Here is a 24,562-nt window from a genome sequence, read left to right on the forward strand (position 1 = left end):
GATGAAACTCGGACAAGCCTGCGCCGCCATTGCGGCAGCGCGCAAACAAGTCTGCCCCGAGGCCGTTCTTGTGGCCACGATGTCGTCGCAGTTCGCGTTCGACATGTTGGGCGAGACCGACCGGCGCATCGATTCAGTGCCCTTGATGGGCGGCGCCACCGGCCTGGGCCTGGGCATTGCGCTGGCCCAGCCTGCGCAGCAAGTGATCGTGGTCGACGGCGATGCGAGCTTGCTGATGGAACTGGGCAGCCTGGTGACCGTGGCGCACAACCAGCCGCAGCACTACCTGCACTTTGTCGTGCACAACAACGCGCAGTTCAACGGCCTGGTCAACCTGCCCACGGCCGGCAGCGAACCGAGCTGCGACTTCGCTGCCATGGCCCGCGCGGCCGGCTACCAGCATGCCGAGCGCATCGACAGCGCCGAGGCGCTTGCGGCCGCGCTGCCCACGTTGCTGGAGCGCAAGGGCACCACCTTCGTCGAACTCATCGTCGAAGCCGATCCGAGGCGCGTCGGCCCCGGCACGCCGCAGCCGCTGCTGCCCGCGATGCAGTTCGTGCGCATGCGCCATGCGGTGCGCCAACTCAAGACGACGCTGGCGGCCGCAGGCTGACGGATCGACACCGCCGTTCCCCAGAAGATCCATCCACAACAACAACGCGGCCGGTCCACACCGGCCGCACCGGAGCCCATCCGTGAACACTCGTTATCAACCAGGCAAGGCCTGGTCCATCGCCATCCTCCTGGCCTTGTTCATCCTGATCAACTTCATCGACAAGGTCGTGGTCGGCCTGGTCGCCGTACCGCTGATGAGCGAACTGGGCCTCACGCCGGTCCAGTTCGGCGTCGTCGCCGGCAGCTTCTTCTGGCTGTACTCCATCTCGGGCGTGGCCGGTGGCTTCATCTCCAACCGCGTCAAGGCCAGCACACTGCTGCTGGTGATGGCCGTGATCTGGTCGGTGGCGCAGATTCCGATCGCGATCTCCTCGTCGGTGACGATGCTGATCGCGGCCCGCGTGCTGCTGGGGGTCGGCGAAGGGCCGGCCTGGCCGGTGGCCATCCATGCCTGCTTCAAGTGGTTCCCCGACGACAAGCGCAACCTGCCCGTCTCGGTCATTGCCCAGGGCGCAACGCTGGGCCTGCTGGTGGCCGGCATCGGCATTCCGGTGGTGACCGCGCATTGGGGCTGGCGCGCGAACTTCGTCTTGCTGGGCGTGATGGGCGTGGCCTGGTGCGCGCTGTGGCTTGCATTCGGCGCCGAGGGCGCGATCGAGGACAAGCCCAAGCCCGGCCAGGGCAGCGCGCAGCGCGTCCCGTACGCGCGCCTGCTTGCCGACCGCACCGTGTGGGGCAATTTCCTTCTGCACTTCGTGGCGTATTGGGGCTTGGCGCTCACGCTCACCTGGCTGCCCAGCTACCTTCAGAAGGGCCTGGGCTACAGCGCCATCACGGCGGGCCAGCTGTTCGCCATGGTGGTGGCCATCGGCACGCCGATCAACGTCGGACTGTCGTGGTGGTCGCAGCGCATGATGGCTCGTGGCGCTTCGTCGCGCTCCGCACGCGGCGTCTTCGCCAGCGTCGGCCTGCTGGTGGCCGGGGTGCTGTTCGTGGCGCTGATGTACCTCGACCTGACGAACATGCAGAAGGTGCTGCTCATTGCGGTCGCGTCCGGGCTGACGCCGATCATCTATTCGCTCGGCCCGACGATGCTCGGCGAGGTCACGCCGGGGGCGCAACGCGGCGGCATCCTGGCGATCGACAACTCGATTGCATCGATCGCCGGCATCCTGGCGCCGATCGTGACGGGCCGCCTGGTCGAGGTGGCCAGCAGCAACGGCGGCGCCGGCTACGAACAGGGCTTCGCGGTGAGCGGCCTGCTGCTGATCGGCGGCGGCGTCATCGGGCTGTTGTGCCTTTTCCCGGAAGCCTCGGCGCGGAAGCTGCGCGCGCAGCCCGCCGCAGCCTGAACCCCACCTTCGTTACGCGACCCACTCGAAATCGGCCATCTTGAAGGTCTTGTCGTTGATCGCCTCGGTGGGGCCGTAAAGGCGCATCGCCGGCAGGGAGCGCACGCCCGCCGTCGGCACGAGGTTCGATTCCCAGCCGTCGGGCGCCTTCGGACCGACGTACAGCGTGAGCGTGCCGTCGGCGTTCTTCTTCATCATGTCCATGTCGTAGGACGACAGCGTCGTGCGTCCCGACCCGGTATAGATGAAACCGAAGGTGGCGCGGTCGTAGACGGTGAGCGCCCAGAACTGCTTGACCGGCATCTCGGGCGGGATCGTCAGCTTGTACAGCTTGCCCGCCTCCAGCAGCTTGCCGTCCTTGTCGGCCATGGCCATCAGGTACTGCGTGGCGGGCGACGGCGCCAGCGTCTCGGGCACATAGGTGCACCAGACGAATTGCGCGGCGCGGGTCAGCACATCGATGCGGTCTTCGTACTCGTAGGTGAACTTGTTGTTCTTGTCCGCCATCATCAACGAGGCGTAATGCCGGTCGGGCCAGTAGAGGCGCTCGCGCGGGAGATGGTCGAACCACCACTGCACCCAGGCCCACGCCGCCACGGTGCCTTCGCGCATCGCGCGCACCGTTGACTCGTCCGGCTGGTAGGGCTTGCCCTTTTCGATTCCCAGCGAGGAGAGCATGCCCATCATCACCTTGTCCTGCACCTTGACCGGCTCGACGGTGAAGATCGCATGGAGGTCGGCGAAGTGGCGCTCGTCATAGACGGGGATGGTGGCGTAGCGGTCGTTGGACGGGTCGACGAATCGCTGCTCGGGCGGGCTCTTCGCCTCCGACAGGTAGTACATGCGCAGCCGGTGCGAATAACGAAAGGCGTCTTCCTGCGTCTTGCCCTTGGCGACCACCGAGCGGAACGCCAACGCAATGCGATGGTTCGGCGAGGCGACATGGATATACCCGGACGGGACCCGGCCCTTGAAGCCTGGCGGGGTGAACAGGTACTTCGACGCCTTGCCCTTGTCTATGCCCGATGGCCCGACGTCGGCGATGGTGAACTGCCAGGCATCGACCACCTGGCCGTACAGGCTGCCATCGGGGCCCGCGGCAGGAACCTCGAGCACCACCGGCCCCTTGCGCAGATCGGTGAAGGCTGTCACGTACGGCGTGCTCGAATTGGCGGTGATCGCTTCGAGCTTGGGCGTTGCCGCGCGCGAGTACGCAATGATGTCGTTGTCCTTCAGCCCCAAGTCCTCGAAGGCTGCGGCGCGAAAGCGGTAGATGGCTACGGCCGGCGCAGCCCAGAGCACCAGTTCCATCGCCCGCTGGCGCTTGAGCTGGAATTCGATGTCCCCCTCCGGCAGCGCTGCGCCCTTGGGCGGCTGGCCTCCGACGGGCTCGGCAGTCGGGTTGCCCGGATACACATAGGCACGGGGCGATGAACCTGCGGCGTCTGCGGCCACGGCGCTGCTGCCCTGCGTGCCTGCGAATGCAAGCGAGCTTGCCAACAACGCCTTTCGTCTCGACAAGCTCATCGACAAGTCCTTTGCTCCACGGTGGATCGGGTCGGCGCGGATGGCACGGGTGCCAACGCCATCAAGGCGCCTTTGTCAGTTGAGGCATCTTCCACGTGTTGTCCAAAACCTCGGGCCTCGGCTGGTACATCCGCAGGATGACGTAGAAGGGGCCGTTGGGCGCCGGCAGCCAGTTGGCGCTGTTCTCGCCGTCGGGCTTGGCTGCCTGGATGGGAATCGTGATGGACCCATCGGCCGCCACCTTCAGTCCCTGCGTATCGGTGCCTACCTTGTAGCGGTTCAGTTCATTGGGAACCAGCATCTTGTCGTCGGCGTTGTACATCGTGAGCGACCAGAAGGCGTTGACCGGCGGAGCCGACGACAACTTGACCACATACCGGTTGGCGCCACTGAGCTCCTTCCCGTCGCTGTCGGTGTACCGGATGGGGTACATCGCCTCGCGCTCGCCCTGGCCGCCCAGGTAGGGGCCGGCAACCAGCGCGCGCAACGGGTAGTTGTAGCCGAAGCTGTCCAGCCCAGTCGCCCAGTTCCAGCCGTTGCGCACGCTGGACGTGCTGGCCAGTGATGCCATCGCAACCGCCGGGCCGTCCTTCAGCGCACGCGCCATGCCCTTGCGGGTGGGCTCGGACAGCTTGCCCGGGTCAAAGCCCTCCTTCTTGAGGCCGATACGCTCGAATTGCGCGAACAGCGCCTTGTCCGCCGGCTTGATGTCCGTCGACTTCAGTGCGAAGGCCAAATGCTTGAAGAAGCCGAACTCGTCGTTCCCGATGTCCGGCAGCGGCGGCAACGACGCCGCAGCGCTTGTCTTGCCGCTCAGCGGCTTGACGGAGAACTGCTTTTGCAGGGCCAGGACGGGGGCCGTGTCCTCACCCTGCTTGACCTGCAAGCGCCCCCACAACCAGACCTTGTTCGTGCTGATGTCCAGCCGCTTCATGCCCGCAGGCGTCTTGCCCTTCCAGCCCGGCGGCGCGATGAGATACCTGCCTGCCTTCGTGCCCGTCACGCGGCGACCGACGTAGTGCTCCAGCTCCTGCCACATGTTGAACATGTCCACCACGTAGTAACGGTCGCGCGTGTCCGGCACCGTGAGGACGTAGGGCTCGCTCAACTCCAGCACCGTGCTCATGTAATAGGTGTCGTTGTTGGCAGTGGGCATGTCCTTCGCGTCGGAGGTGGCCAGTGCCGTGGCCCAACCCGTCTGGTTGAGCGGCGCGCGATAGCTCGTGGGTGGCTTGGGCGAGGGCACGTCGATGTAGTCGCGCATGACACGTTCCATGCGCACCAGCGGATAGCCCCAGGTGTAGGCGGAAAGCGCCAAGGCGTATCCATCGGCCTCCAAGCCCTTGGCCACGACCTCGGGCGTGCCCGGCGTGGTCAAAAGTTCGTCGGGATAAACCGGTGTGGCAGCAAACGTGCCGCTCGGCGCGTTGCAGGCAACCAAGAAGACAGCCAGCGGCAGGCTCCAGGTCAAAGTTGGTTTCATCTCACATTCCTTCAAGCTCGATATAGACGGAAGCATCAGACTTTGCTCATTCGGTAGTCTCATTGCTCGAATGTGAGGGCGCAATTGTCCCGAGGGGCAGCTTCGGTCGGGGTCCTGTCAGGAGGTGCCTCGTCGTTTGAGTGGATTCAAATTCAGAGCGTTTGTTGACAAAAAGCGAGCACGAGCGAAGCTCGAGACCTGCCGGACTGCGGTCAAATCTGATGGTAGGGCGGGCCCCACCCAGCCACACGACGGGCCAGAGCCAACGGCTTTGAGCAGCCCGATTCGCGAACGCATGCCGCAGGCGAAATGACCCGCCACGCTCTGTCCAGCATTGGCATGGGATCCGCTTCTGGAGCGAGGAGGGGAAGATGAAGGCGTTTTTACTATTCTTCGAATTGCGGGTGGTCGAACAAGCCCCAGGCGCCAGCGGTCCATAACTATTGCGCCATGAATTTTTCGACGGATGAGAAGCACAAGGAATCGCTGCAGCTGTTGCAGTAGACTGCAGAGTATTTGAGGAGGATGCCCGTGGCACCGGTCATGCCCGCCATCCAGGCATCGTCGGCGGCGCTCAAGTGATGGATCGTGTGCATTCTTCATTGTGGCATTTGCCCCACGGACCGAAAGCGAATCTTGCCAAGAGACTTGAGTGAGCCCCAGACGGCGTGGTCCATTTCTGGCACCGACAGCCGGAGTCCACGCCCGATGCCGGAGCTATGAGTTAAAGATGGGAGGGCTGAGGGCTCTTCGCTTTCAAACCAAGGGAGTCCACGTACGTCTACATGCATGCAGACCGTTTGAAGTCAGCGAAAAGAACTTGCCAAAGGCGCGGGGCCATACATGCCCCGAAGGACGTCACCCCAGTTCGCGCCTCGCCATTAGCGAGTCCGACTTCAGGTCAGGCGCCGCTGCCTGATTACTCGCCGCCCATCAAGACCGCCCCGCTCGCCTCACCGAGATAGCGCTTGACGTTGCCTGGGATCTGCGGGTCACCCGGCAACAACATGCTCGCTTGGCGGATCATTGCCTTGCGAATCACACTGTCGTCGCTCTTGCGCTCAAAGGCCACGCGCGTCGAGAACGGCTGACCGTACGCGTTGGCAGCAATGCCGGTCAGCAGGCCAAACATGTAGCGGATCGGCGTGCGGAACTGCGGCATGAGAATCGTGGAGGTCATCTCGTTGAGCTGGCGGTGCTCATAGTCAGCCATGAAAATTCTGCTGCCCATCAAGTAGCAGACGCCTCGATAGCTGAATCGATAGCTCAAATTTTCATCGGACTCGGGCATGTATTCGACCGTGACATACCGGACGATGTCCGCCGATTGATAGATCACAGTGACGGCGCGGATGATCTTGCCTGGAAAGATCGAGGAATGGTGATACCTGAAGTAGGCGCCGAGGAACGGTCGCAAGCCAGCCAGTGAGTTGCGGGCGAACGCCTCAATCGTGTCGAAATGAGTGCCTTGAGCCGGTGCAGACGCGGTGCTTCCATCACCCTGATCGCCTCTTCGCAGTCGTTCCAGGAAAGCCGAGGGATCAAGCATGAAGTCGCCCGCGCCGATGCCGCAGATTTCAGCGATCTTCAGCATCGTCCTGGGCGACGGCAAATGCGTGCCCGCCAAGTACTTGTTGAACTGCTGCCGATTGATGCCGACCCGTCTGCAGAAGTCGGCCACCGACGGCGCACGACGCACGATTTCGGCCAGGTTTTGCGTCAAGTTTTCCATACACTTCTGTTGGAAGTGTACCGGCGCCGTGCGCGCGCTCTTGGGTTCAATGCGTGAATCGCGAGATCGAATAAGGCTCGGTATCGATGGCAATTTCATCGCCCAGCATCTGCTGGACGACCAGCTTTGCACTAGCCGGGCCAGCCGTCAAACCGCAATGGCCATGACCGAAGCACGTGAAGAGCCCCGGCTGACCAGGGACTGGACCAATCACCGGGACCGTGTCAGGGACCGAAGGGCGGTGCCCCATCCACATTCTTGGCGCGTCATGGCGAAGTTCGGGGAACAGGCGCTTTGCCTTGCGTACCAGTACCTCGCACCGAACCGGATCAGGCGTTGCCTCCAGCCCGGAGATCTCGACTGTGCCGGCGAGCCTGATCCCCATCTCCATCGAGTTGATGCCGAAAAATCCACTCTTGTGGAGGATGGGCATGGAAAGCTCGACCGAAGGGTTAGGTAGCACGACGTGGTAGCCGCGCTCGGATTCCAAGGGTACATCGATTCCAAGCGGTTTCAACAGCCGATGCGACCATGCGCCCGCGGCGACGACAACTCGATTGGACAGTCTTGTTTGTCCGCTCGTCGTCATCAAGCGCCAGCCACCATCGCTCGACCAGACGCGCTGAACACGCTCGTGAAGGACCTGCCCGCCAGCGTCGAGGTAGGCCTGCAACAACTCGCCGCATAAGCGCCCCGGGTTGGTCGTGTGCCCATTGCCCGGGATCAACATCGCCCGGCTGATATCACGCGTGATTCCAGGGTAGATCTCCTGGATGTCCCCGGGTGTCAGCTTCTCAACATTGATTCCGTGGCGAGCGCGAAGCTCGTCCTCCATCGGCGTGCTGGAAGCGCCTTCGCCTTCCCACAGATAGACTTGGCCCGTCCGCCGAATTAGCGAGTCATAGACCTTGGGTCCGACTAAGGCCTTCCACTCGTCAAAAGTCGGTTCGTGAAGCTTGCGCATGGCGTCGCTCGACAGCCGTACCTGCGCGGCGCGGCTCGAATGGAGCCAGCGCAGCAAGAAGGGGAGGGCGCTCGGAAGATAGTTCGGGCGCACCCGCAGCGGGCCTTCGGGGTCGAGCAGCCAGGACGGCACCTTCCGGTACATGCCAGGCAACGCGACGGGCATTGCGGTATCCGCAACAAGAAAGCCCGAGTTGCCATAGCTAGCGCCACTTGCCGGCGGAAGCTCGTCCAGGATGGCCACGCGCACGCCGCGGCGCGCCAGATTGGTTCCGATTGCGAGGCCGACGACGCCGGCGCCGACAACAATGGTGTCTGCAGTTTCTGTGCTTGTCATGGAGTGGCTTTAGCCTACTTAGATTGGCGTGGCGAGGCGCTTCTGAAGATGCGCAACGACTCGTGAAGTGGAAAAGCAAATGGAGAGATAGACAAGCGCGGCAAACAGGTACATCTCGACGAGACGGCCTTCGCGCTGCGCAATCTTCGTGGCACCCCCCAGAAAGTCCGTCAAGGAGAGAACATAGACCAGGGACGTATCCTGAAAGAGCACGATCGTCTGAGTGAGCAGAACAGGTGCCATCGCCCGAAATGCCTGCGGAAGGATGATGGTCGTCATCGTCTGCGCATATCGCATACCCAAGGCTTGCGCGGCCGCTAGCTGACCTCGCGGGATCGACTGCACGCCCGAGCGGATGATCTCCGAGAAATAGGCAGCCTCAAACAGCGTGAACGTCACGATCGCAGAATTCCGGGCGCCAACCTGGACTGGCCGACTGGCCCCCGTCACCCACTGCCCGACATAGGGAACAAGAAAGTAGAAGAGGAAGATGACCAGAATCAACGGCAAGGCACGAAAGAGGTTCACGTAGGCCGCGGCCATGGTTGCTGCAGCACGGGAGCCGGAGAGCCTGGCAAGCGCCAGCAGCGTTCCGAGGGCGATGCCGCCGACCGTTGCGATCGCGGTGAGCGTCAGCGTGAAAACCATCCCCTCGCCGAACAGATAGGGTGCAGCGCGGAGGATGACCTGGAGATCGAAATCTTGAAACATGTCAGCGCACCACGATCAGGCCAGGAATTGCAAGTCTCTTCTCCAGCCAACGCATCAACGCCGTGACGGTCAGGTTGAGAATGAGATAAGCGAGCGCGGCCGCGGTGAACGCCTCGAACACCTGAAAGGTGAATTCCTGCATCGCTCTCGCCCTGCCGGTCAGCTCCAGCAAGCCGATCGTCATGGCCACCGAAGTATTCTTGACGGTCGCCATAAAATCTGAGGTCAGTGGCGGCAAGATGATCCGGTACGCCACGGGCAGCAGCACGTACCGATAGGTCTGTAAGCGAGTCAGGCCCATCGCGGTTCCGGCCATCAATTGACCTCTCGGCAGTGCCTGGATCCCGGCGCGCACCTGTTCAGCCACACGCGCCGCCATGAAGAACCCGATGGCGAGCACTGCCGCGAGAAACGGCCCATCGTCAAGCTGCTTGAGTTGCCTGCCCAGCGGCTCAGATACGACCTCTGGCAAAACGAAGAACCAGATGAACACCTGCATGAGCAGGGGAATGTTGCGGAAGAACTCGACGTAGGTTGCGCCAACCACACGCGCGCTCTTGAAAGGAAGCGTCCGCAGGACACCGACGACCGAACCAATCGCCAAGGCCAGCAACCATGCGCATGCAGCCGTCGTAATCGTCCAGAGCATCCCTTGAAGGAGAAGCACATAGTGCGGCCTTCCCTCGACGGCCATGTCCCAAAAGATATTCCAGTTCCATGAGTACTGCATGCTGTTGCTCCTCGACGACTTGGTGCGTTACATCGGGTATTTCGACAGGTCGAAAGAATCCGATGGCTTCGCAAGCGCCTTCGAAAGAGCATCGCTCATCGGCAGATTCATGCTGATCCCTTTGGGCGGGATCGGCGAAGTGAACCACTTGGCGTAGAGCACCTTGATCTTCGGACTCGTGTAGAGCTCGGCTGTCGCTTCATCGACCAGCCTCTTGAACTCCGGGTCGTCCTTGCGGATCATCGGGCCGTAGGGGAGCGGCGGACCAAAGTCGGCCTTGCTCAGCGCATAGTTAGCAGGCTCCTTCGACGTCGCGATCAGGCTCGCAAGCAGAACGTCGTCGAGCGCAAAGGCATCGGCTCGACCGGTCTCGACCATCAGAAACCCTTCGGCATGGTCTGTGCTCGAGAGGATCTTCATCCCGAGCTTCATCTTCTCGTTGAACTCGTAAAGCAGCTTCAGGTTGAGCGTGCCGGCGGTCGACACTACGGTCTTGCCCTTCAGGTCCTCGAGCGTGCTCAGCTTCAACGACTTCTTGGCCAAGTACTTCATGCCCGACATGAAATAGGTGTTCGAGAAGCCGACCTGCTTCCAGCGCTCCTCCAGGTTTCCATCCGAGGCGCATTGAATGTCCGTGGTGCCATTCGCGAGCAGAGGCATCCGATTCGTGGAGTTGACGGGGCTGTACGCAACCTTGAGGTTCGGCAGGTTCAGTTTCTTCTTCAGGTGCTCGACGACGTGAAGACAGATGTCGATGCCGTAGCCAACTGGTTGTTGGTTCTCACCAAGATAGTTGATGGGAATCGAGACCTCGCGGCTTGCCAGCGTGATGGTGTTGGTTTCCTTCAGCTTTCGAATCGTCCCCCCTTCTTGCGCGAGCGAAGCGAGCGGAAGGCAGAGGCCGAGGAGAAGACCACAGATAGGGATGTGAACGGATTTCAAGAGAGGCTCCGGTTTCTGCCGAACCTGCTAGGTGCTCGGCGTTGATTGAAGCCGCGAATTTAGAGAGATGTCATTCGGATGTCACAGTTCGCAACCAGTGCGAAGGGCCCTTCGCAGTTGTGCGAAGGGCAGGTCTCCAATGAGAGGTCGCTAGCTGTCCCCGTGTCTCTCGCGAATCGCGTACTCCGCTGAATATCCGACAAAACTGAAGGTCATGCAGTGCGTCACTTTTGAGCGCAATTTGCGAATCTTGCGGGCACCCGACGACTCCGCCCTAATGCCTCCCTTTAGTTTGGAGCGCGCAAATGAATCGCATAGACGTGTCAGATTTATCGCTACGTGAGGACTTGGCCCTCGCGTTGCGCGCCGCTGCATTCCATGGGCTCGCTGAAGGCGTCTGCAATCACTTCAGCGTCGCAGTCAGCGATCACACCTTTCTGTTGAATCCCAGAGGCTTGCATTGGAGCGAAGTCCAAGCGGAGGACATCGTTCTCGTAAATGAGGACGGCACCGTCCTTGAAGGACGGCATCCGGTGGAGCCCTCAGCGCTCTTTATTCATGCAGCGGTTCACCGCATTGCGGGTCATGCGGTCGTTCTGCATACCCACATGCCGCACGCAAGCGCGTTCACCTTGACCGAAGCGGGTGCGATCGATCCGATGTCGAGCCAGAACGCGCTGCGCTTCTTCGATCGAGTTGCCATCGACCGGGACTTCAACGGCCTCGCGCTCGATCTCTCCGAAGGGGAACGGATTGCGCGAGCGATGGGCTCGAACGACGTAGCCTTCCTGGCAAACCATGGCGTCATCGTTGCGGGATCGAACGTGGCATACGCCTATGACGACCTGTACTTCCTGGAACGCGCGGCGCAGCAGGAGTTGATGGCGCGCTCCACCGGCATGGCGACGCGACCCATCGCCGACCGAGAGCTTGCGCGGCGGACTGCTGAGCAGATTCAAGGGGAGCGTCTCCAGTCGCGTCTCTTCTTCGAGGCGTTGCGGCGAATCATCCCATCGCGAACAAGTTGACCTCAAGCCGGCCCTTTCGATTTTCTTTCCACACCACCTCACCCTTCCCATGATCACCACTATCAAAGCTGCCAGACGCATCGACTCGCAAAGCTCATCCCCGGCGCAGGTGCGAGAGACCGTCTCCGAAATCATTGCCGCAGTGGAAGCGCATGGCGACGCCGCTGTCAGGGCTTACTCAAAGAAGCTCGACGATTGGAGCCCTACTTCTTTTCGATTGTCCCCAGAAGAGATTGCAAGTTGCGTCGCCTCGCTGTCTACTCAGGAGCGGTCCGACATTGACTTTGCGCAAGCCCAGGTTCGTCGCTTTGCCGAGATTCAAAAGTCGACTTTGCGTGACGTCGAAGTGGAGACTTTGCCCGGAGTGTTCCTCGGGCACAAGAACCTGCCGGTCCAATCCGTCGCATGCTATGTCCCCGGGGGCAAGTATCCTCTCATTGCCTCGGCGCACATGGGCGTCGTGACCGCGAGCGTTGCCGGCGTCGAGCGAATCGTTGCCGTGGCTCCCCCCTTTAACGGCCGCCCGAATCCAGCCATCGTCGCCGCGATGCATCTGGGGGGAGCGCACGAGATCTACTGTGTCGGCGGCGCCCATGCGGTTGCCGGGCTTGCCTTCGGAACTTCGGAGATTCTGGCCGTGGACATGATTGTCGGACCCGGAAACGCCTATGTTGCAGAGGCGAAGCGGCAGCTTTTCGGTCGTGTCGGCATCGACCTGATCGCCGGGCCAACCGAGACGCTCATCATCGCGGACCACACCTGCGATCCCGAAATGGCGGCGGCAGACCTACTCGGCCAGGCCGAGCATGGCGTCAATTCGCCAACGATCATCGTGACGACCTCACGGGAACTCGCGAACGCACTGCCGGCGGAGATCGAGCGACAGTTGAATGTCTTGCCGACCGCGGCCATCGCCCGTCTCGCCTGGCAGGACTACGGCGAAATCATCCTGTGTGACACCCTCGAGGAGATGGTGAGCGAAGGTGACCGTATCGCGTCGGAACATGTCCAGGTCCTCACCGAAGACCCCGACTACTTCCTCGATCGCCTGAAGAACTTCGGTGCGTTGTTTCTTGGCGCCCGTACCAACGTCTCGTATGGCGACAAGGTGATCGGCACCAATCACACGCTTCCCACCATGCGCTCGGCGCGATTCACTGGAGGGCTTTGGGTCGGCAAGTTCATCAAGACCTGCACCTACCAGCGCGTAACAACGGACGAGGCGTCGGCGCTGATCGGCGAATACTGCTCGCGCCTGTGCGCCATGGAAGGCTTTGCTGGCCACAAGGAGCAGGCCGATCTGCGCGTCAGGCGATTTGGTCGACAGCTGGCGGAGGTCGTCCAGTGACATCGCAACGGCTCGGCATGTCACCGGCCATTTCTGCCGCTCTTTCTACCAAGACGCCCTTGCTCTGGCTGAATCCGGAACGTGGACATTCAGACGCGGGCAGCATCCTAACCCCGGGCTTTGATAGTGCCGAGAGGCGCTTGCAGCGTGCCGTGAAGTTGATGCATGCGTTGTTCCCCGAGGCGGACTTCTACGACGGTCGCGTTGAATCTCCGCTGATTTCCGTGCCTGACTTGCAGCGATCGCTTGATATGCCCGACGCTGCGGGCAAACTGTTCATCAAGGCGGATCATCTGCTGCCAGTGGTCGGGTCGGTCAAGGCTCGCGGCGGATTCCACGAAGTTCTCGCGCACGCGGAGCAGTTGGCTATCGAGGCTGGTCTGCTGGTGCCTAGCGCGGATCTCGTCGCTCTTGCAAGCCCTGAAGGACGCGCCCTGTTCGCGTCAAGAACGATCTCGGTCGGAAGCACAGGAAACCTTGGCCTCAGCATAGGGACGATTGCCGCCGCACTGGGCTTTCGAGCGGTGGTGCACATGTCGCATGAAGCGAAGGCATGGAAGAAGCAGGAACTCAGGCGTCGCGGGGTCGAGGTTGTCGAGCATCAGGGCGACTATGCATCGGCAGTAGAGGCGGGCCGACGCGCGGCCGAACAAGATGGGTCCGACTACTTCATTGACGACGAGGACTCAACGCTCCTGCTCGATGGATACGCGACGGCGGCGAGCTACCTAGCCGTGCAGCTTGCAGCGGTGGGACGCACACCGTCCGCGGACAAGCCTCTGTTTGTCTATCTTCCCTGCGGAGTTGGCGGAGCGCCAGGAGGCATCGCCTTGGGCTTGAGTCGCCTGTTCGGCTCGACCGTCCACTTCTTTTTTGCAGAGCCGGTGTCCTCGCCCTGCATGCTGCTGAAGATGGCCTCCGGCGGACTCGATGATGTGTCCGTCTACGACTACGGTCTCGACAACCAAACGCAGGCTGACGGCCTTGCCGTGCCCCAGGCGTCTTCGATGGTCGCGGCCCGAATCCGCGCAGTGTTGTCTGGAGTATTCACGGTAACCGACGAGCAACTTTTCTCCGGACTGCTGCGAGCATGGGAAGCCGAAGCGTTGGAGCTCGAACCGTCGGCAGCCGCCGGCTTCGCCGGCCCCCAGTGGATCACCAGCAGTGACGCCGGGCTCCGCTACATGGCTGCCAGTTCGATCGATCTAGCCTGCGCGGATGCAACGCACCTGCTCTGGACTACGGGTGGCTCCATGGTTCCGACCCGCGATCGACACGAATTTCGTGAGCGCGCGCGGCAGATGGAATCTCAGCTCTGACAACTAGTTTTTCAGAGCAACAACTCGACGCAATGCAGAGCGTCCTATCAACCAAGGCGATCTTTCTCATGGACGATATTTCCCGAATCAACGTTGGCGTTCGACTCTCCGACGTCTCCATCTTCAACAATGTGGCCTACCTCGCCGGGCAAGTTCCGCGCAAGACTCTGGAGGACGACATCAAGGCGCAGACAGCCGAGGTCCTGGCGACCATCGATGGCTTGTTGGAGCTTGTTGGAAGCAACAAGGGCCGCATTCTGTCTTGCCAAATCTTTCTTCGCGACATTGCGCACATAGCGGACATGAATTCGGTCTGGGATGCCTGGATTCCGGCTGGCCACTGTCCGAGTCGGGCGACGGTTCAAGCACTCATGGCCAATCCGAAGACGGGTATCGAGATCGTCTTGAACGCCGCCTTGTAGAGATTGCAGACAGTCGGCTTGGCCCTTTATCTCAAGAAGCCCACGATGATTGAAATTTCCAACGTTTCCAAGTGGTACGGCCCGGTGCAGGTGCTCAACGACTGTTCGATGAGCATCGCCAAGGGGGACGTGGTGGTGGTGTGCGGTCCCTCAGGTTCGGGAAAGTCGACCTTGATCAAAACCGTGAACGCGCTCGAGCCCTTCCAGAAGGGCAAGATCACCGTCGACGGCGTAGCGCTGCACGATCCAAAGACCAACTTGCCAAGGCTACGCTCGAAGGTGGGCATGGTGTTCCAGCACTTCGAACTGTTCCCGCACTTATCGGTGATTGAGAACCTCACGATCGCGCAGGTCAAGGTGCTGGACCGAAGTCTCGACGAGGCCAAGACTCGCGGCCTGAGAATGCTCGACCGGGTGGGCTTAATGGCGCACAAGCACAAGTTCCCCGGTCAACTCTCCGGCGGCCAGCAGCAGCGCGTGGCCATTGCGCGCGCGTTGAGCATGGACCCCAAGGTGATGCTGTTCGACGAACCAACCTCGGCACTCGATCCCGAAATGGTGGGCGAAGTGCTCGACGTGATGGTCAGCCTGGCCAAGGAAGGCATGACCATGATGGTGGTCACGCACGAAATGGGCTTCGCACGCAAGGTTGCCAGCCGCGTGATTTTCATCGACGTGGGCGGGCGCATCTTGGAGGACTGCTCCAAAGACGAGTTCTTTGGCCGCCCGGAGAACCGACAGTCGCGTACCAAGGATTTCCTCAACAAGATTCTGGCTCACTAGGACTGGACAACCGACACGACGTCGCGACTATGAGGCGGTACTCATACCACGGGCTCGATCAGTGTGTCGCAACGAGATGCTCGATCGACCATCCACGCCACTCGAATTTTCGCGCTGCAAGGAGCTAAGCTAGACGGACAACTTTTTACGAAGGCGGGCTCATGAGTGCTCAAGCCGGCAGTTTGCGTAGTGGGACGTGGCTGAACGAACCACGGGTGTATCGAGCGATAGATGAAGGAATGATTGAGGTCGTGACGGACAACGAAACAGACTTTTGGCGTGAGACGCACTATGCCTTCGTCCATGACAGCGGTCATTTCCTCGGCGTCGAGGCGCCCTCCAGATTTACGTGCCAGCTTCGCATTCGTGGCGCATTCGAGGCCCTGTACGACCAAGCCGGCATCATGGTCAGGATCAACGAGCGACAGTGGGTGAAGGCCGGGATCGAGTTTAGCGATGGCCGGGCCATGCTGAGCAGTGTTCTCACTGACGGCAGTTCAGACTGGGCTACTGGCCTTTACGAAGGTGATCCGACGGACTTTTGGATGCGCGCCACGGTTGACGGCAACGTGCTTCGTTTGCAGGTCTCGCCCGACGGACGAAATTGGCCTTTGGTGCGGCTGTGTCCATTCCCCGCTGCGTCCGGGTACCTTGTCGGACCGATGGCTTGCAGTCCGAGCAGAGGCGGATTGACCGTACTTTTCTCAGACTGGAAAGTGGGGCCTGCTCTCGGGCGGGATTTGCACGACCTGTCTTAAGCTAGGACGCCTGCATTGAGAGGTCCCAATAGGTTGCGGACAGGTCACTATTGAACCTTGACGCACCGCATGACAAAGCGAGTTCTCAAGCGAGGACCGGGCTCCCGCGACTGCTAACCGCCACAGAATGCCTTGAAACCGAAATCACCCTGATCTGCGCGCTTGGGTGAGAGGCCCATGGCGAAAGGGAAGACTCGAAGTTGCCTGGCTTGTACCCCTCGTTCAACGCCAAGGCTGAACCGGCCATGAGCGCACGGAATTCTCGGCGCGCCAAGCTCGTGTGATCTGGAATTTGCCCCAGTTGAAATGCTTGTCGGCGTTATTGGCACAATCGCGAAGTCAGCATTCCGAGCTTGGCTCCCGCGCACATGGCCAATACAACACGCGATCTCTTTTTTCTCACTGCAACTCTGGCGATCCCCTGCGAGGCGAAATGCCCGAGCGCTACTTCATGCCGAAGCTTCGGCTCAGCGGTGAAGTCGATTTCTTGGCCGCGCTCTTCAACATGCACCCGATGAAGATGGGGGCATTGTGGAACTGAGCATCCCGATGGACAGCAGCGCCGGCTATCGCCAGCTCCTGCAACAGATCTCCGACACCTACACCCAAGGCCGGGTGCGAGCGGTGCAGGCCGTCAACGCCCAACTCGTTGAGACGTACTGGGAAGTGGGCCGCCATATCGTGGAGTTTGAACAGGCCGGGCAAGTGCGCGCCGAGTACGGCAGGGCGCTTATCGACACTCTGGCCGCCGACCTTGGCTTGCGCCACGGTAAGGGATTCAGCCGCAGCAACCTGATCCGCTTTCGCCAGTTCTACTTGGCCTATCCGGGCTTGGCGACAAAAGGTGCGACGCTGTCGCACCAATTGACCTGGTCGCACATCGTCGAGCTCCTGAAAATCGACGACCCGCTGGAGCGTGGCTTTTACGAACATCAAGCCCTGCACGAACGCTGGTCAGTGCGCGAGCTGGTTCGGCAAAAGGACAGTGCCCTCTTTTTACGTCTGGCGGCCAGCCAGGACAAGGCCGGCATCATGCAACTGGCCCAGAAGGGCCAAGTGGTGGAGCAACCCACCGATCTGCTGCGGGAACCCTATGTATTCGAGTTCCTGAAGATCCCCGAACCCTATCAGCTGTCCGAAACGCAGCTCGAAACTCTGCTGTGCGACCACCTGCAACCCTTTCTGCTGGAGCTGGGTAAGGGCTTCACTTTCGTCGGCCGGCAATACCGCGTGACCATCAACGGCACGCACCACCGCGTCGATCTGGTGTTTTATCACCGCATCCTGCGCTGCTTCGTGCTCATCGACCTGAAGCTCGGCGAGGTGCAGCACCACGACATTGGGCAGATGAACCTTTACCTCGGCTACTTCGCCAACGAAGAGAATGTCGAGGGCGACAACCCGCCGGTCGGCATCATCCTGAGCCGCCAGAAGGACGAGCTATTGGTGGAATACGCCACCTATGGCATGAGCAGCCAACTCTTCGTACAGAAGTACCAGTTGTATCTGCCGGATCGAGAAGCGCTACGGCGCGAACTGGAGGTGACACTACGTGAGGCGGGCCAATAGGGGCGGCGGCTGCGTGTAGCTCGTTCGTGTGTGTGGACCTACGGTGAGCGCCTCTGGGGTGGTGGTGCGCGCGCGAGGAGGGCTATCCGATTTATGTAAAACGCCGCGAGGTACGCCGCAACCCCCGCACGAGGAGGAAAGGGCACGATCTCATGATGGCGAACTGGACGCCGTCTGTACGGTGGCGTTTCACACGTAAGAGACCAACATGGGACCGTTGCAAGCAGCTGGCCAAGCCGCATTTGTACTACCGCAGAGGGCCCTGAGCGCGTCTTTAGCATCTACGGAAGCTGACGTTGGTTGCAGTTGCCAGCGGCCAAGAGCGGCATTCAACGTTGCCCGCTTATGAGCCGGCGAAATCCGCCGGCGAACCTCACGACCGCTGCACGTTCGGCAGCGTGTAGCTGCCGTCGAGCAACGGTGCCATCGGAACGTAGGTGCGAACGATGAGCGCAAACTGGCCTGCGGGTGCCGGCAGCCAGTTGGCCTTGGCTTCTCGCCCGTGGGCGGCTGGTGCGACACGGTCTGACCTGTCTTGCCATCACTTCATGATCGCCTGAGCAATCGGTGGTTTGTTCTCCCTGCTACGTTGTGGTCGTTTGCTATCTGCCCTAGGCCAGGGACCCTGAGCGCACGTAGTCGGCGTCGAAGTGTCGGTCATGCGCCAGTAGAGCCCAGACGATTCGAGCGTTCTTGTTCGCCAACGCCACCGCCGCCACGTTCTTGTTGCGTCGGTTCACGACGGCGCTGATCCAACTACATGCATCGGCGTTCTGGCTCACTCGATAGATGACCGAGCGCGCGCCGTGTATCAGCAGTGTTCGCAGGTACGTATCGCCGCGCTTGCTCATGCCCAGCAGGTTGGCTTTGCCACCCGAAGAATGCTGTCTTGGAACCAAGCCGAGCCATGCTGCAACTTGGCGACCACTGTCGAAGTTCTTCGCGTCACCGATCGAAGCGACCAGCGCACTGGCAGTGATGGGACCGATGCCCGGGACTTGGGCGAGCTTCCGACTGACCTCGTTGCCGCGATGCCAGGCCTGGATCTTCGCCTCGAGTTCCTCGACCTGGCGATCCAGTTCCTTGAGATGGTCGAGCAGGCGTTGAACAAGCAGCCGAAACGCACCGGGTAGCTCGTTGGCGCCGTCTTCGATCAACTCGGGAACGCGCGTGGCAATGTAGCCGATGCCTTGCGGAATGATGATGCCGAATTCGCCGAGCAGCCCGCGAATTTGATTCGCCTGAGCTGTGCGTGCTCTCACGAAGCCCTGACGCACACGATGCAATGCGAGGACCGCTTGCTGCTCGACTTTCTTCACCGGTACGAAGCGCATGTTCGGCCGCGCCACCGCTTCGCAAATCGCCTCGGCGTCGGCTGCATCGTTCTTGTTGGTCTTGACGTATGGCTTGACGAACTGCGGCGCCATCAGCCGCACGGTGTGGCCCATGCCTTGAAGTTTGCGCGCCCAGTGGTGCGCACCGCCGCATGCTTCCATACCGACAAGGCACGGCGGAAGGTTGACGAAGAAAGCTGCCATCTGGTCGCGCCGCAACTGCTTCTTGAGCAGGACCTTGCCACGCTCGTCGATGCCGTGGACCTGAAACACGTTCTTTGCCAGGTCGATGCCAACAGTCGTAATCTTCATGGTGGACGCCCCTCTCGGTTCAAGTGGTTGGTGACACTTCCACTTTGGCACGTTGATGCCGTTACGGGTGGGGGCGTCCATCCCATTGCATACGTAGCCACCGTCCAACCCGACAGTGGTGACGTTCGAGTCGCTGTTCGCGACGGCTTTCGCTGGCTGCACCTCAAGCCCCTCTGCATCAAGTCGCCGGCCGACATCAAGCGTATGTCGCCGCACCGAGCTCGGCGAGCTTGCCGCAACCACCGGCAACAACATCTCAAGCAGCTTCGACGATCTGGCGTGGGGGTGGACGGCGACACTGATCTTGGCCGGTCGGCCAAGATGAATGTCGTTTAACCGGCCATGCTGCTTGACGCCATCCATAGGGGATCGTTGCGGCCAAGCGGCTCTGCACGTACTCGAGTTCCGCCGAGATCCAGCGCCTGCTTCTTCGTTGGCGGGTGGCAGCGGTGCACTCGCATTTCCGCCAGCGCGGCACTTTCACGGCAACGCTGCCAAACAGGCTGCGGTATTGGACGTCGTGGTAGTCCTTGATCGAGCGATTCGATCCGCAGACCTCGCACCGGCGCTCGGCCGCAGAAAGCGACTGGACCTGACGCGTCACGATCTGGTCTTGCAGACGCGCGAGCAGCGACTTTGAATCGGCCAAACCCAGCCCCGAGGTTTCAATGCTTGGCTGCGCGTCAACGTCCAGCGTCAGCAGCGACAACTCGGAATTGCCGGAGCCATCGGAGATGGCAAGACTGACTCTGATCTGCATGGCCGATCTCCAAAGCGCCAGGACGTCCATTTTCCGGCCACGGGGTTCAAGGTTCGCCTTCACATGTTAGCGACCGCATACCCCATCAGTTGAACCGCTCTCCCCGATCACGAAGACCTCGGGCTGGGCGCATGCGGATCTAGACTTCAACGTCGGCAGGGGGGCATGGCGTGTAGGAGAACGGTTTGAAGGAAACTATCGAAAGTTTTGGCGAGTCCAGCCCAATTTACTTAGGTGCAGATGCCGTAGACGCTCTGCTGCGTTCTACAAATTTCGTCGTCTCGCACACTTCTTTCGAAGACGAGTTCACCAAGAGAGCAAGTCTAAAGGTCTTGCCTGCTGCAATGCCAACATCAAAGTGGCAGGGCTTCTCGGTGACTAAGTGCACCGTATGGTCTCCCGGCGTGAGCTCCGCCACGACCTGTCCATTCGCGTCGGAATTTCGAGAGTTCACTATGTCCTTGGTGATGTGCATATTCACATCCTTGGCTTCAACTGGCATCCCGCTCGCATCAATTGCAAACAGCTGCACGATCAAGGTTGTAGGCGCGGGTGCATCGGCCTTCTTCGCCTTCTCCTCCTGAGCATTAGCCGACAAAGGTTGCAGGCAGATAGACAGCGCGGACGTGAGTAACAGCGTCTCTGCAAGCACTGTCTTAGCGGTTCGGAGATACCACATGCGGGCCGCCCGGGTTCAGAACTGCTGAATTGAGGGAGTTCACGACCGTATCGAGATACGGTCGGTCACGAGCGCCTCCACGAGAACTTGGAAAGAAAACAAGGCCGATGCTTGCAAAGTGCTTTTCCTCGGAATAGTCAAGAATTACGAGGGAGAACCTCAACTTCTCAGACATTCTTGAGAACGTGATCTGCGGGAAATCAAACTCGTCAATCCAGAAGCTCCAAGGCTGAGAATCCCGTGATTCATGCCCTTGTTGATTGATGCAAGACGACGCGGAATTTCTGTCTCCGGGGGGAGGGTACGTCCGTACGACGGCAAAAATGCTGCGCTTTTTTGGGTCCCACTCCAAGAGTTGAACCTTGAAGACACATGCCGCGTGTCCGCTGCCTTTTGCCGAGGACGGGTCGTCGAACTCCAGAAGCTTTTCTGGCAAGAGTTCCATCGAGCCAGTTCGGAGAGTCACGTCCCAACTCGTCCTATCACCGCTTGCGCTGAGGACGTCCATCTGGCGCTCTTTCACTTCGTTAGCCAGACGTGAAAGGCGCATCCGCAGAGCTGAGTGCTTGGGTCCACGGCCAGCTGATATTTCGTTGTCGATATTCCAGAATAGCGAATTGAGATTCAACGACTCATCAAAATTGGAGGCGAGAAGTTCCAAGACGGTCATTCTCTTGGTGAGATCTCCCTTTACCGGATTAAGGTAGTTCCCCAATAATGTTGAAAAGATCTGACTTCTCACCCCCATGTCCGACTCCTCCCGCTTGTTCAGAAGTTCGCTGTACGCCTTCAGCCGTCCATCAGAGATGGCTCGAGACTCGGAGGCAGACCTGTCCTGCTCTACACGCTTCGCTTCCATTTCTGTGAACTCGTGCCCGACCCAAGCAAGTGCGGCGGGAATGGCCAATGCAGTAACAATCAGCAGGACGTAATCGAGCCAACTCTTGCGCGGCGGCGCCTCGGGGTTTTTTGAGGTGATGTGAGCGTTGTTCAAGGCGCTACCGCTGCGTCAAGACTGCCCTACCGCCTTGATGGCTAAGCGAGAAGTCGTAGCGTTTAGGATTTGCATAGAAAACGACGGGGGATACTGCGCCTTCCATTCGGACGACGCAGGACCCGGGCACAGAGCCTGGAGCAATCACTTGGTAGGTGCCTCGGGTGTCCGAGGTCACCTTCCCAATGACTTGACCGGCGCAGACTAACTCGACGTCGATTCCGCTTCCAGCCGACCGGCCATCGACCGTAATGGACCCATAGATCGCAGCAGCACGCACAGTTTCAGCCATAACTGCTGCGCATAAGAAAACAAGCGTTCTCTGCATATTCTTTTGCTCCAACAGACCCACTGCGGATGTCACTGACGAGAGGCGCCAACGCTAGCAATCCAGCGCTGCGTCTTCTCCACCCTCGAGGCAACCGCAGAAATGCCAATTCATGAGGTCAAGCGGCCGTACACACGCAATGTGCCAGTGCGCCAATTTTTTTCAACCTCAAAGATGAGGATGCGATCGTTTCAGAAGTCGTAGCTTCTAGCGGCTCCTCACCCCGCAGCGGCGCGTGGGGACGGCAGTGCTGAATACTCCGGGCGCGCCGAGCGCGAGTGCTAGGCACGGGGTGGCAAGCACGTGACCTCGAGCCCGCGGTTGGTTGAGTCGTCGAGTGCCATCTAGTCCAGGGTGGTGCCCAAGTTCCCCGTGAGTTGAAGTACGCATGTTCTGATCGGCAGCAACGTGGCACGGGCGCCTCGTTGGTAATGTTTGCGCACGTCGTGAGCTCCGGCGCGCGCCAGGGCGATACTCAGGGTTCTTTCCCTTGAAGCTGCCACCCAATCGAACTACTCACTGGCCAGGTCCACTCGGTGTGCAGCGAAGGTCCCGGTGGCGGCTTATTTACGAGACAACAACGACCCCAATAACCGTTGTAACGCATCAGGGCCATCGCGCCCGGGTACTCGGTTAGAGGCGCCTCCACCTCGCCGAGATTGGGGGGGGTGGACGTGAGAAAGCTGGCCCCATTTCCATCATGATTCGGCGTGCCGTCTTCAAACCCCTCACTCGTCGGCCAGAATTCGTGAGTCGCATACTCGATGAATGCAACAGGGTGACTGAAATCACCGGCGGGGTCACGGAAGAGTTGAACTTTCTTGTGGTCAGTTGTGACGAACTGATATACGCCGGCTTCTCCATTGACTTCGCCAATGACGCAGTCAGAGAAATCAAATCTAGATTCATCCCCGTGATGGTAGTGAAAGACGCTTACTATCTCGCCAAATAAAGTCGGCTTTTGGCATGGCAGATTGTCGGTCATATCGACAAGGAGTTGGACTGTATCCCAGTCTCCGCCATGCGGAAAACTACCGCCGTTATAAGGAAAAAATTGCCAGTATTCAATTTTGATTAGATTTCTATTGTCATCGTTCGTGAAATAGCGGTGCACGGCCCCCTGCGCGGTATTCTGGTTATAGGGGACCACATGACCATAGAGACCAGTGTTTCCGACTGCTTTCATTTTGTCCATTGCAGCACTGGCGTCACCGAGAGCAGGGGAGTCGATCGCGTACTGCGTCCTGCGTGCATTTTTGGTCATATCGGATGAGCAGGCGCCCGCGTCAGGGCAGCTTCCGGACGACGGCGAATTTATCCCAAGAATGGCATTGAATTGACCGTTGGCGAGCGAGCCGGCAGGCATGAGGGTCAAGTTCCAGCCAGACCAGGATGTATTGGGCACCCCTACGGTGGCTCGACCAAAATAGTCCATCGCATCCATTGGCGGATACGGTTCCCAATTTGGTTCCGATTGCGCTTTCTCGAAGAGTCCAGGCTGCGAGAACTTGTAATAGGGACGATAGTGCTCGAGCATAGCATGCTCAAAATTGTCGTCCAGAGTATCGCCATCTGCGTCGACAAAGGGAGCCAGCACCTGTATGTCCGTCGAGACTTGCGTAATTGGAGAGACCGGCTTCTGCCCTTTCGAAATGAAGCTTGGCCTCCCCGGTGGATAAAGCTCCAAAGTAGTCGTGTGCGTTCCTTTTTGCAAACCAGGAATGAAGAAAAAACCTGACTGTTGAGAGGCTGGCAGGAGTCCTTGTATTTGCGATAGACCGTCCACCTTCGTCGGCTGACCATCAACCAATACCGAGAAATTTCCCGACTGCGCAATCGGAGTTGTATTCGTTAACGTCCAATTGAAGCCAATCGGTTTGGCACCAGCAAAGGGTCCCTCCCAAGCTGGCCCCAATGTGAGTCCCGGGGGTGGCAACGTCAGCACGCCGTGGTTCAGTGGCGGTCCAACCGGGGTTCGAGGCCTTTTGAAAGGGGACGGCGTCACTACTCCAACCGGCAACTGAGCGAAGCACAGGGAGGCCAATCCAACCCACAAAGCGCAGGCCATGAATGACTGTTTGAGAGCGATCATGATATTCCCTCCGAGCTGAACGGCAACCGCATCCTGGGCGATGCGCCACACCTGAGAGGGGTACGTCATCGGAGAATCGTTCTTGCGACATTCCAGCAGGTTAGGACGGGCCACGAGACGGCTCCAGCCAAATCCGATGAAGTGCCCGATTTCCGGCGCCAATTCCCGCTGAATCCGACGGCCGGCCCCGTCGAGGTATACGTCCACGATCCAACTTGCAAAGGCTTAGAGCGGGTCGGAATATGAACTCCCGGGTCCATCAGGTCAGCTGGTGGCCAAAGTGGCCGGCCGCTCGGCCGCAGCTTCTCGCGGCGAGCGCATTGACACCGTGGTCGGGATAGTGCACGGGGGCGTCGATGGGCGCGTTGTCCAAAACGGAACGGTTCTGTACAGAGGCGGCAGGCGATTTTTGCCCTGTCCTTGTAGATGAGGGCATGGCGGTTT

21 protein-coding genes and 1 pseudogene are annotated in these 24,562 nt (G+C 60.1%); 9 read left to right on the forward strand and 13 right to left on the reverse strand.

Annotated elements, in window-relative coordinates:
• The first annotated feature begins 1 nt into the window (after position 1).
• Together HB681_RS24910 and HB681_RS24915 are read left to right on the forward strand one after the other, a co-directional pair.
• Positions 2-613, forward strand: a complete 612-nt coding sequence (locus tag HB681_RS24910; protein ID WP_213957553.1) for a thiamine pyrophosphate-dependent enzyme — start codon at positions 2-4, stop codon at positions 611-613.
• A gap of 82 nt (positions 614-695) precedes the next feature.
• The gene (locus tag HB681_RS24915) at positions 696-1,967 is read left to right on the forward strand and encodes an MFS transporter (RefSeq protein ID WP_345944742.1); all 1,272 of its coding nucleotides are present in this window, start codon (positions 696-698) and stop codon (positions 1,965-1,967) included.
• 12 nt (positions 1,968-1,979) lie between these two features.
• Here HB681_RS24915 and HB681_RS24920 read toward each other — a convergent pair whose 3' ends face one another.
• The 7 genes from HB681_RS24920 to HB681_RS24950 form a co-directional block, all read right to left on the reverse strand.
• Positions 1,980-3,494 carry a DUF1254 domain-containing protein gene (locus HB681_RS24920; RefSeq protein WP_213957555.1) on the reverse strand — a complete coding sequence of 505 codons (1,515 nt, stop codon included), beginning with the start codon at positions 3,492-3,494 and terminating at the stop codon, positions 1,980-1,982.
• A 61-nt stretch (positions 3,495-3,555) separates the two neighbouring features.
• Positions 3,556-4,977 (reverse strand): DUF1254 domain-containing protein, encoded by a 1,422-nt coding sequence (locus HB681_RS24925; protein ID WP_213957556.1) that lies wholly within the window; start codon positions 4,975-4,977, stop codon positions 3,556-3,558.
• Between the two features lie 919 nt (positions 4,978-5,896).
• Entirely contained in the window at positions 5,897-6,700 is an 804-nt protein-coding gene (locus HB681_RS24930) for a helix-turn-helix transcriptional regulator (RefSeq protein WP_213957557.1), read from the reverse strand.
• A gap of 55 nt (positions 6,701-6,755) precedes the next feature.
• Positions 6,756-8,009: an FAD-binding oxidoreductase gene (locus HB681_RS24935; protein WP_213957558.1), complete on the reverse strand. Its 1,254-nt coding sequence runs from the start codon at positions 8,007-8,009 to the stop codon at positions 6,756-6,758.
• Between the two features lie 18 nt (positions 8,010-8,027).
• Positions 8,028-8,720, reverse strand: coding sequence for an ABC transporter permease subunit (locus HB681_RS24940; RefSeq protein ID WP_213957559.1), 693 nt, complete (start codon positions 8,718-8,720; stop codon positions 8,028-8,030).
• Between the two features lies 1 nt (position 8,721).
• Positions 8,722-9,450 (reverse strand): amino acid ABC transporter permease, encoded by a 729-nt coding sequence (locus HB681_RS24945; protein WP_213957560.1) that lies wholly within the window; start codon positions 9,448-9,450, stop codon positions 8,722-8,724.
• A gap of 27 nt (positions 9,451-9,477) precedes the next feature.
• A complete protein-coding gene (locus HB681_RS24950; protein WP_213957561.1) occupies positions 9,478-10,392 on the reverse strand; it encodes an amino acid ABC transporter substrate-binding protein in 915 nt (304 codons plus the stop codon).
• A 305-nt stretch (positions 10,393-10,697) separates the two neighbouring features.
• On the opposite strand from HB681_RS24950, the gene HB681_RS24955 reads away from it, so the two are divergent.
• From HB681_RS24955 to HB681_RS24985, 7 genes are all read left to right on the forward strand, one after another.
• Positions 10,698-11,420, forward strand: coding sequence for an aldolase (locus tag HB681_RS24955; RefSeq protein ID WP_213957562.1), 723 nt, complete (start codon positions 10,698-10,700; stop codon positions 11,418-11,420).
• A 49-nt stretch (positions 11,421-11,469) separates the two neighbouring features.
• Complete coding sequence (gene hisD / locus HB681_RS24960) at positions 11,470-12,768, forward strand: histidinol dehydrogenase (protein WP_213957563.1); 1,299 nt, start codon at positions 11,470-11,472, stop codon at positions 12,766-12,768.
• On the forward strand, positions 12,765-14,087 hold the full coding sequence (locus HB681_RS24965) for a D-serine ammonia-lyase (protein WP_345944743.1): 1,323 nt from the start codon (positions 12,765-12,767) through the stop codon (positions 14,085-14,087). Before hisD ends, HB681_RS24965 begins: the two co-directional genes overlap by 4 nt.
• Before the next feature lie 68 nt (positions 14,088-14,155).
• On the forward strand, positions 14,156-14,509 hold the full coding sequence (locus tag HB681_RS24970; protein ID WP_213957564.1) for a RidA family protein: 354 nt from the start codon (positions 14,156-14,158) through the stop codon (positions 14,507-14,509).
• A 45-nt stretch (positions 14,510-14,554) separates the two neighbouring features.
• On the forward strand, positions 14,555-15,292 hold the full coding sequence (locus tag HB681_RS24975; RefSeq protein WP_213957565.1) for an amino acid ABC transporter ATP-binding protein: 738 nt from the start codon (positions 14,555-14,557) through the stop codon (positions 15,290-15,292).
• 161 nt (positions 15,293-15,453) lie between these two features.
• Positions 15,454-16,050: a DUF1349 domain-containing protein gene (locus tag HB681_RS24980; protein ID WP_213957566.1), complete on the forward strand. Its 597-nt coding sequence runs from the start codon at positions 15,454-15,456 to the stop codon at positions 16,048-16,050.
• 549 nt (positions 16,051-16,599) lie between these two features.
• Complete coding sequence (locus HB681_RS24985; RefSeq protein ID WP_213957567.1) at positions 16,600-17,619, forward strand: PDDEXK nuclease domain-containing protein; 1,020 nt, start codon at positions 16,600-16,602, stop codon at positions 17,617-17,619.
• A 373-nt stretch (positions 17,620-17,992) separates the two neighbouring features.
• Here HB681_RS24985 and HB681_RS38330 read toward each other — a convergent pair.
• From HB681_RS38330 to HB681_RS25010, 6 genes and pseudogenes are all read right to left on the reverse strand, one after another.
• Positions 17,993-18,127 (reverse strand): annotated as a pseudogene (locus HB681_RS38330) (hypothetical protein); the annotation flags it as partial.
• Between the two features lie 103 nt (positions 18,128-18,230).
• Positions 18,231-19,265 carry an IS110 family transposase gene (locus tag HB681_RS24990; RefSeq protein WP_213957643.1) on the reverse strand — a complete coding sequence of 345 codons (1,035 nt, stop codon included), beginning with the start codon at positions 19,263-19,265 and terminating at the stop codon, positions 18,231-18,233.
• 256 nt (positions 19,266-19,521) lie between these two features.
• Entirely contained in the window at positions 19,522-20,025 is a 504-nt protein-coding gene (locus HB681_RS24995; RefSeq protein WP_213957568.1) for a hypothetical protein, read from the reverse strand.
• Between the two features lie 226 nt (positions 20,026-20,251).
• The gene (locus HB681_RS25000) at positions 20,252-20,677 is read right to left on the reverse strand and encodes a hypothetical protein (RefSeq protein WP_213957569.1); all 426 of its coding nucleotides are present in this window, start codon (positions 20,675-20,677) and stop codon (positions 20,252-20,254) included.
• A 4-nt stretch (positions 20,678-20,681) separates the two neighbouring features.
• The gene (locus tag HB681_RS25005; RefSeq protein ID WP_213957570.1) at positions 20,682-21,698 is read right to left on the reverse strand and encodes a hypothetical protein; all 1,017 of its coding nucleotides are present in this window, start codon (positions 21,696-21,698) and stop codon (positions 20,682-20,684) included.
• 803 nt (positions 21,699-22,501) lie between these two features.
• Entirely contained in the window at positions 22,502-24,325 is a 1,824-nt protein-coding gene (locus HB681_RS25010) for a hypothetical protein (RefSeq protein ID WP_213957571.1), read from the reverse strand.
• Positions 24,326-24,562 lie beyond the last annotated feature (237 nt).

Origin of the sequence: Variovorax sp. dw_954, from assembly GCF_018449755.1 — a bacterium.
Classification (GTDB): Bacteria; Pseudomonadota; Gammaproteobacteria; order Burkholderiales; family Burkholderiaceae_C; genus Variovorax.

Excerpts from the sequence above, each read along its gene's own strand:
- HB681_RS24910 (WP_213957553.1), top strand. The coding sequence starts at position 2 with ATGAAACTCGGACAAGCCTGCGCCGCCATTGCGGCAGCGCGCAAACAA.
- HB681_RS24985 (WP_213957567.1), top strand. The coding sequence starts at position 16,600 with ATGGACAGCAGCGCCGGCTATCGCCAGCTCCTGCAACAGATCTCCGAC.
- HB681_RS24955 (WP_213957562.1), top strand. The coding sequence starts at position 10,698 with ATGAATCGCATAGACGTGTCAGATTTATCGCTACGTGAGGACTTGGCC.
- HB681_RS24995 (WP_213957568.1), bottom strand. The coding sequence starts at position 20,025 with ATGCAGATCAGAGTCAGTCTTGCCATCTCCGATGGCTCCGGCAATTCC.
- HB681_RS24920 (WP_213957555.1), bottom strand. The coding sequence starts at position 3,494 with ATGAGCTTGTCGAGACGAAAGGCGTTGTTGGCAAGCTCGCTTGCATTC.
- HB681_RS24970 (WP_213957564.1), top strand. The coding sequence starts at position 14,156 with ATGGACGATATTTCCCGAATCAACGTTGGCGTTCGACTCTCCGACGTC.
- hisD (WP_213957563.1), top strand. The coding sequence starts at position 11,470 with ATGATCACCACTATCAAAGCTGCCAGACGCATCGACTCGCAAAGCTCA.
- HB681_RS24945 (WP_213957560.1), bottom strand. The coding sequence starts at position 9,450 with ATGCAGTACTCATGGAACTGGAATATCTTTTGGGACATGGCCGTCGAG.
- HB681_RS24975 (WP_213957565.1), top strand. The coding sequence starts at position 14,555 with ATGATTGAAATTTCCAACGTTTCCAAGTGGTACGGCCCGGTGCAGGTG.
- HB681_RS24990 (WP_213957643.1), bottom strand. The coding sequence starts at position 19,265 with ATGAAGATTACGACTGTTGGCATCGACCTGGCAAAGAACGTGTTTCAG.
- HB681_RS24925 (WP_213957556.1), bottom strand. The coding sequence starts at position 4,977 with ATGAAACCAACTTTGACCTGGAGCCTGCCGCTGGCTGTCTTCTTGGTT.
- HB681_RS24940 (WP_213957559.1), bottom strand. The coding sequence starts at position 8,720 with ATGTTTCAAGATTTCGATCTCCAGGTCATCCTCCGCGCTGCACCCTAT.
- HB681_RS24980 (WP_213957566.1), top strand. The coding sequence starts at position 15,454 with ATGAGTGCTCAAGCCGGCAGTTTGCGTAGTGGGACGTGGCTGAACGAA.
- HB681_RS24935 (WP_213957558.1), bottom strand. The coding sequence starts at position 8,009 with ATGACAAGCACAGAAACTGCAGACACCATTGTTGTCGGCGCCGGCGTC.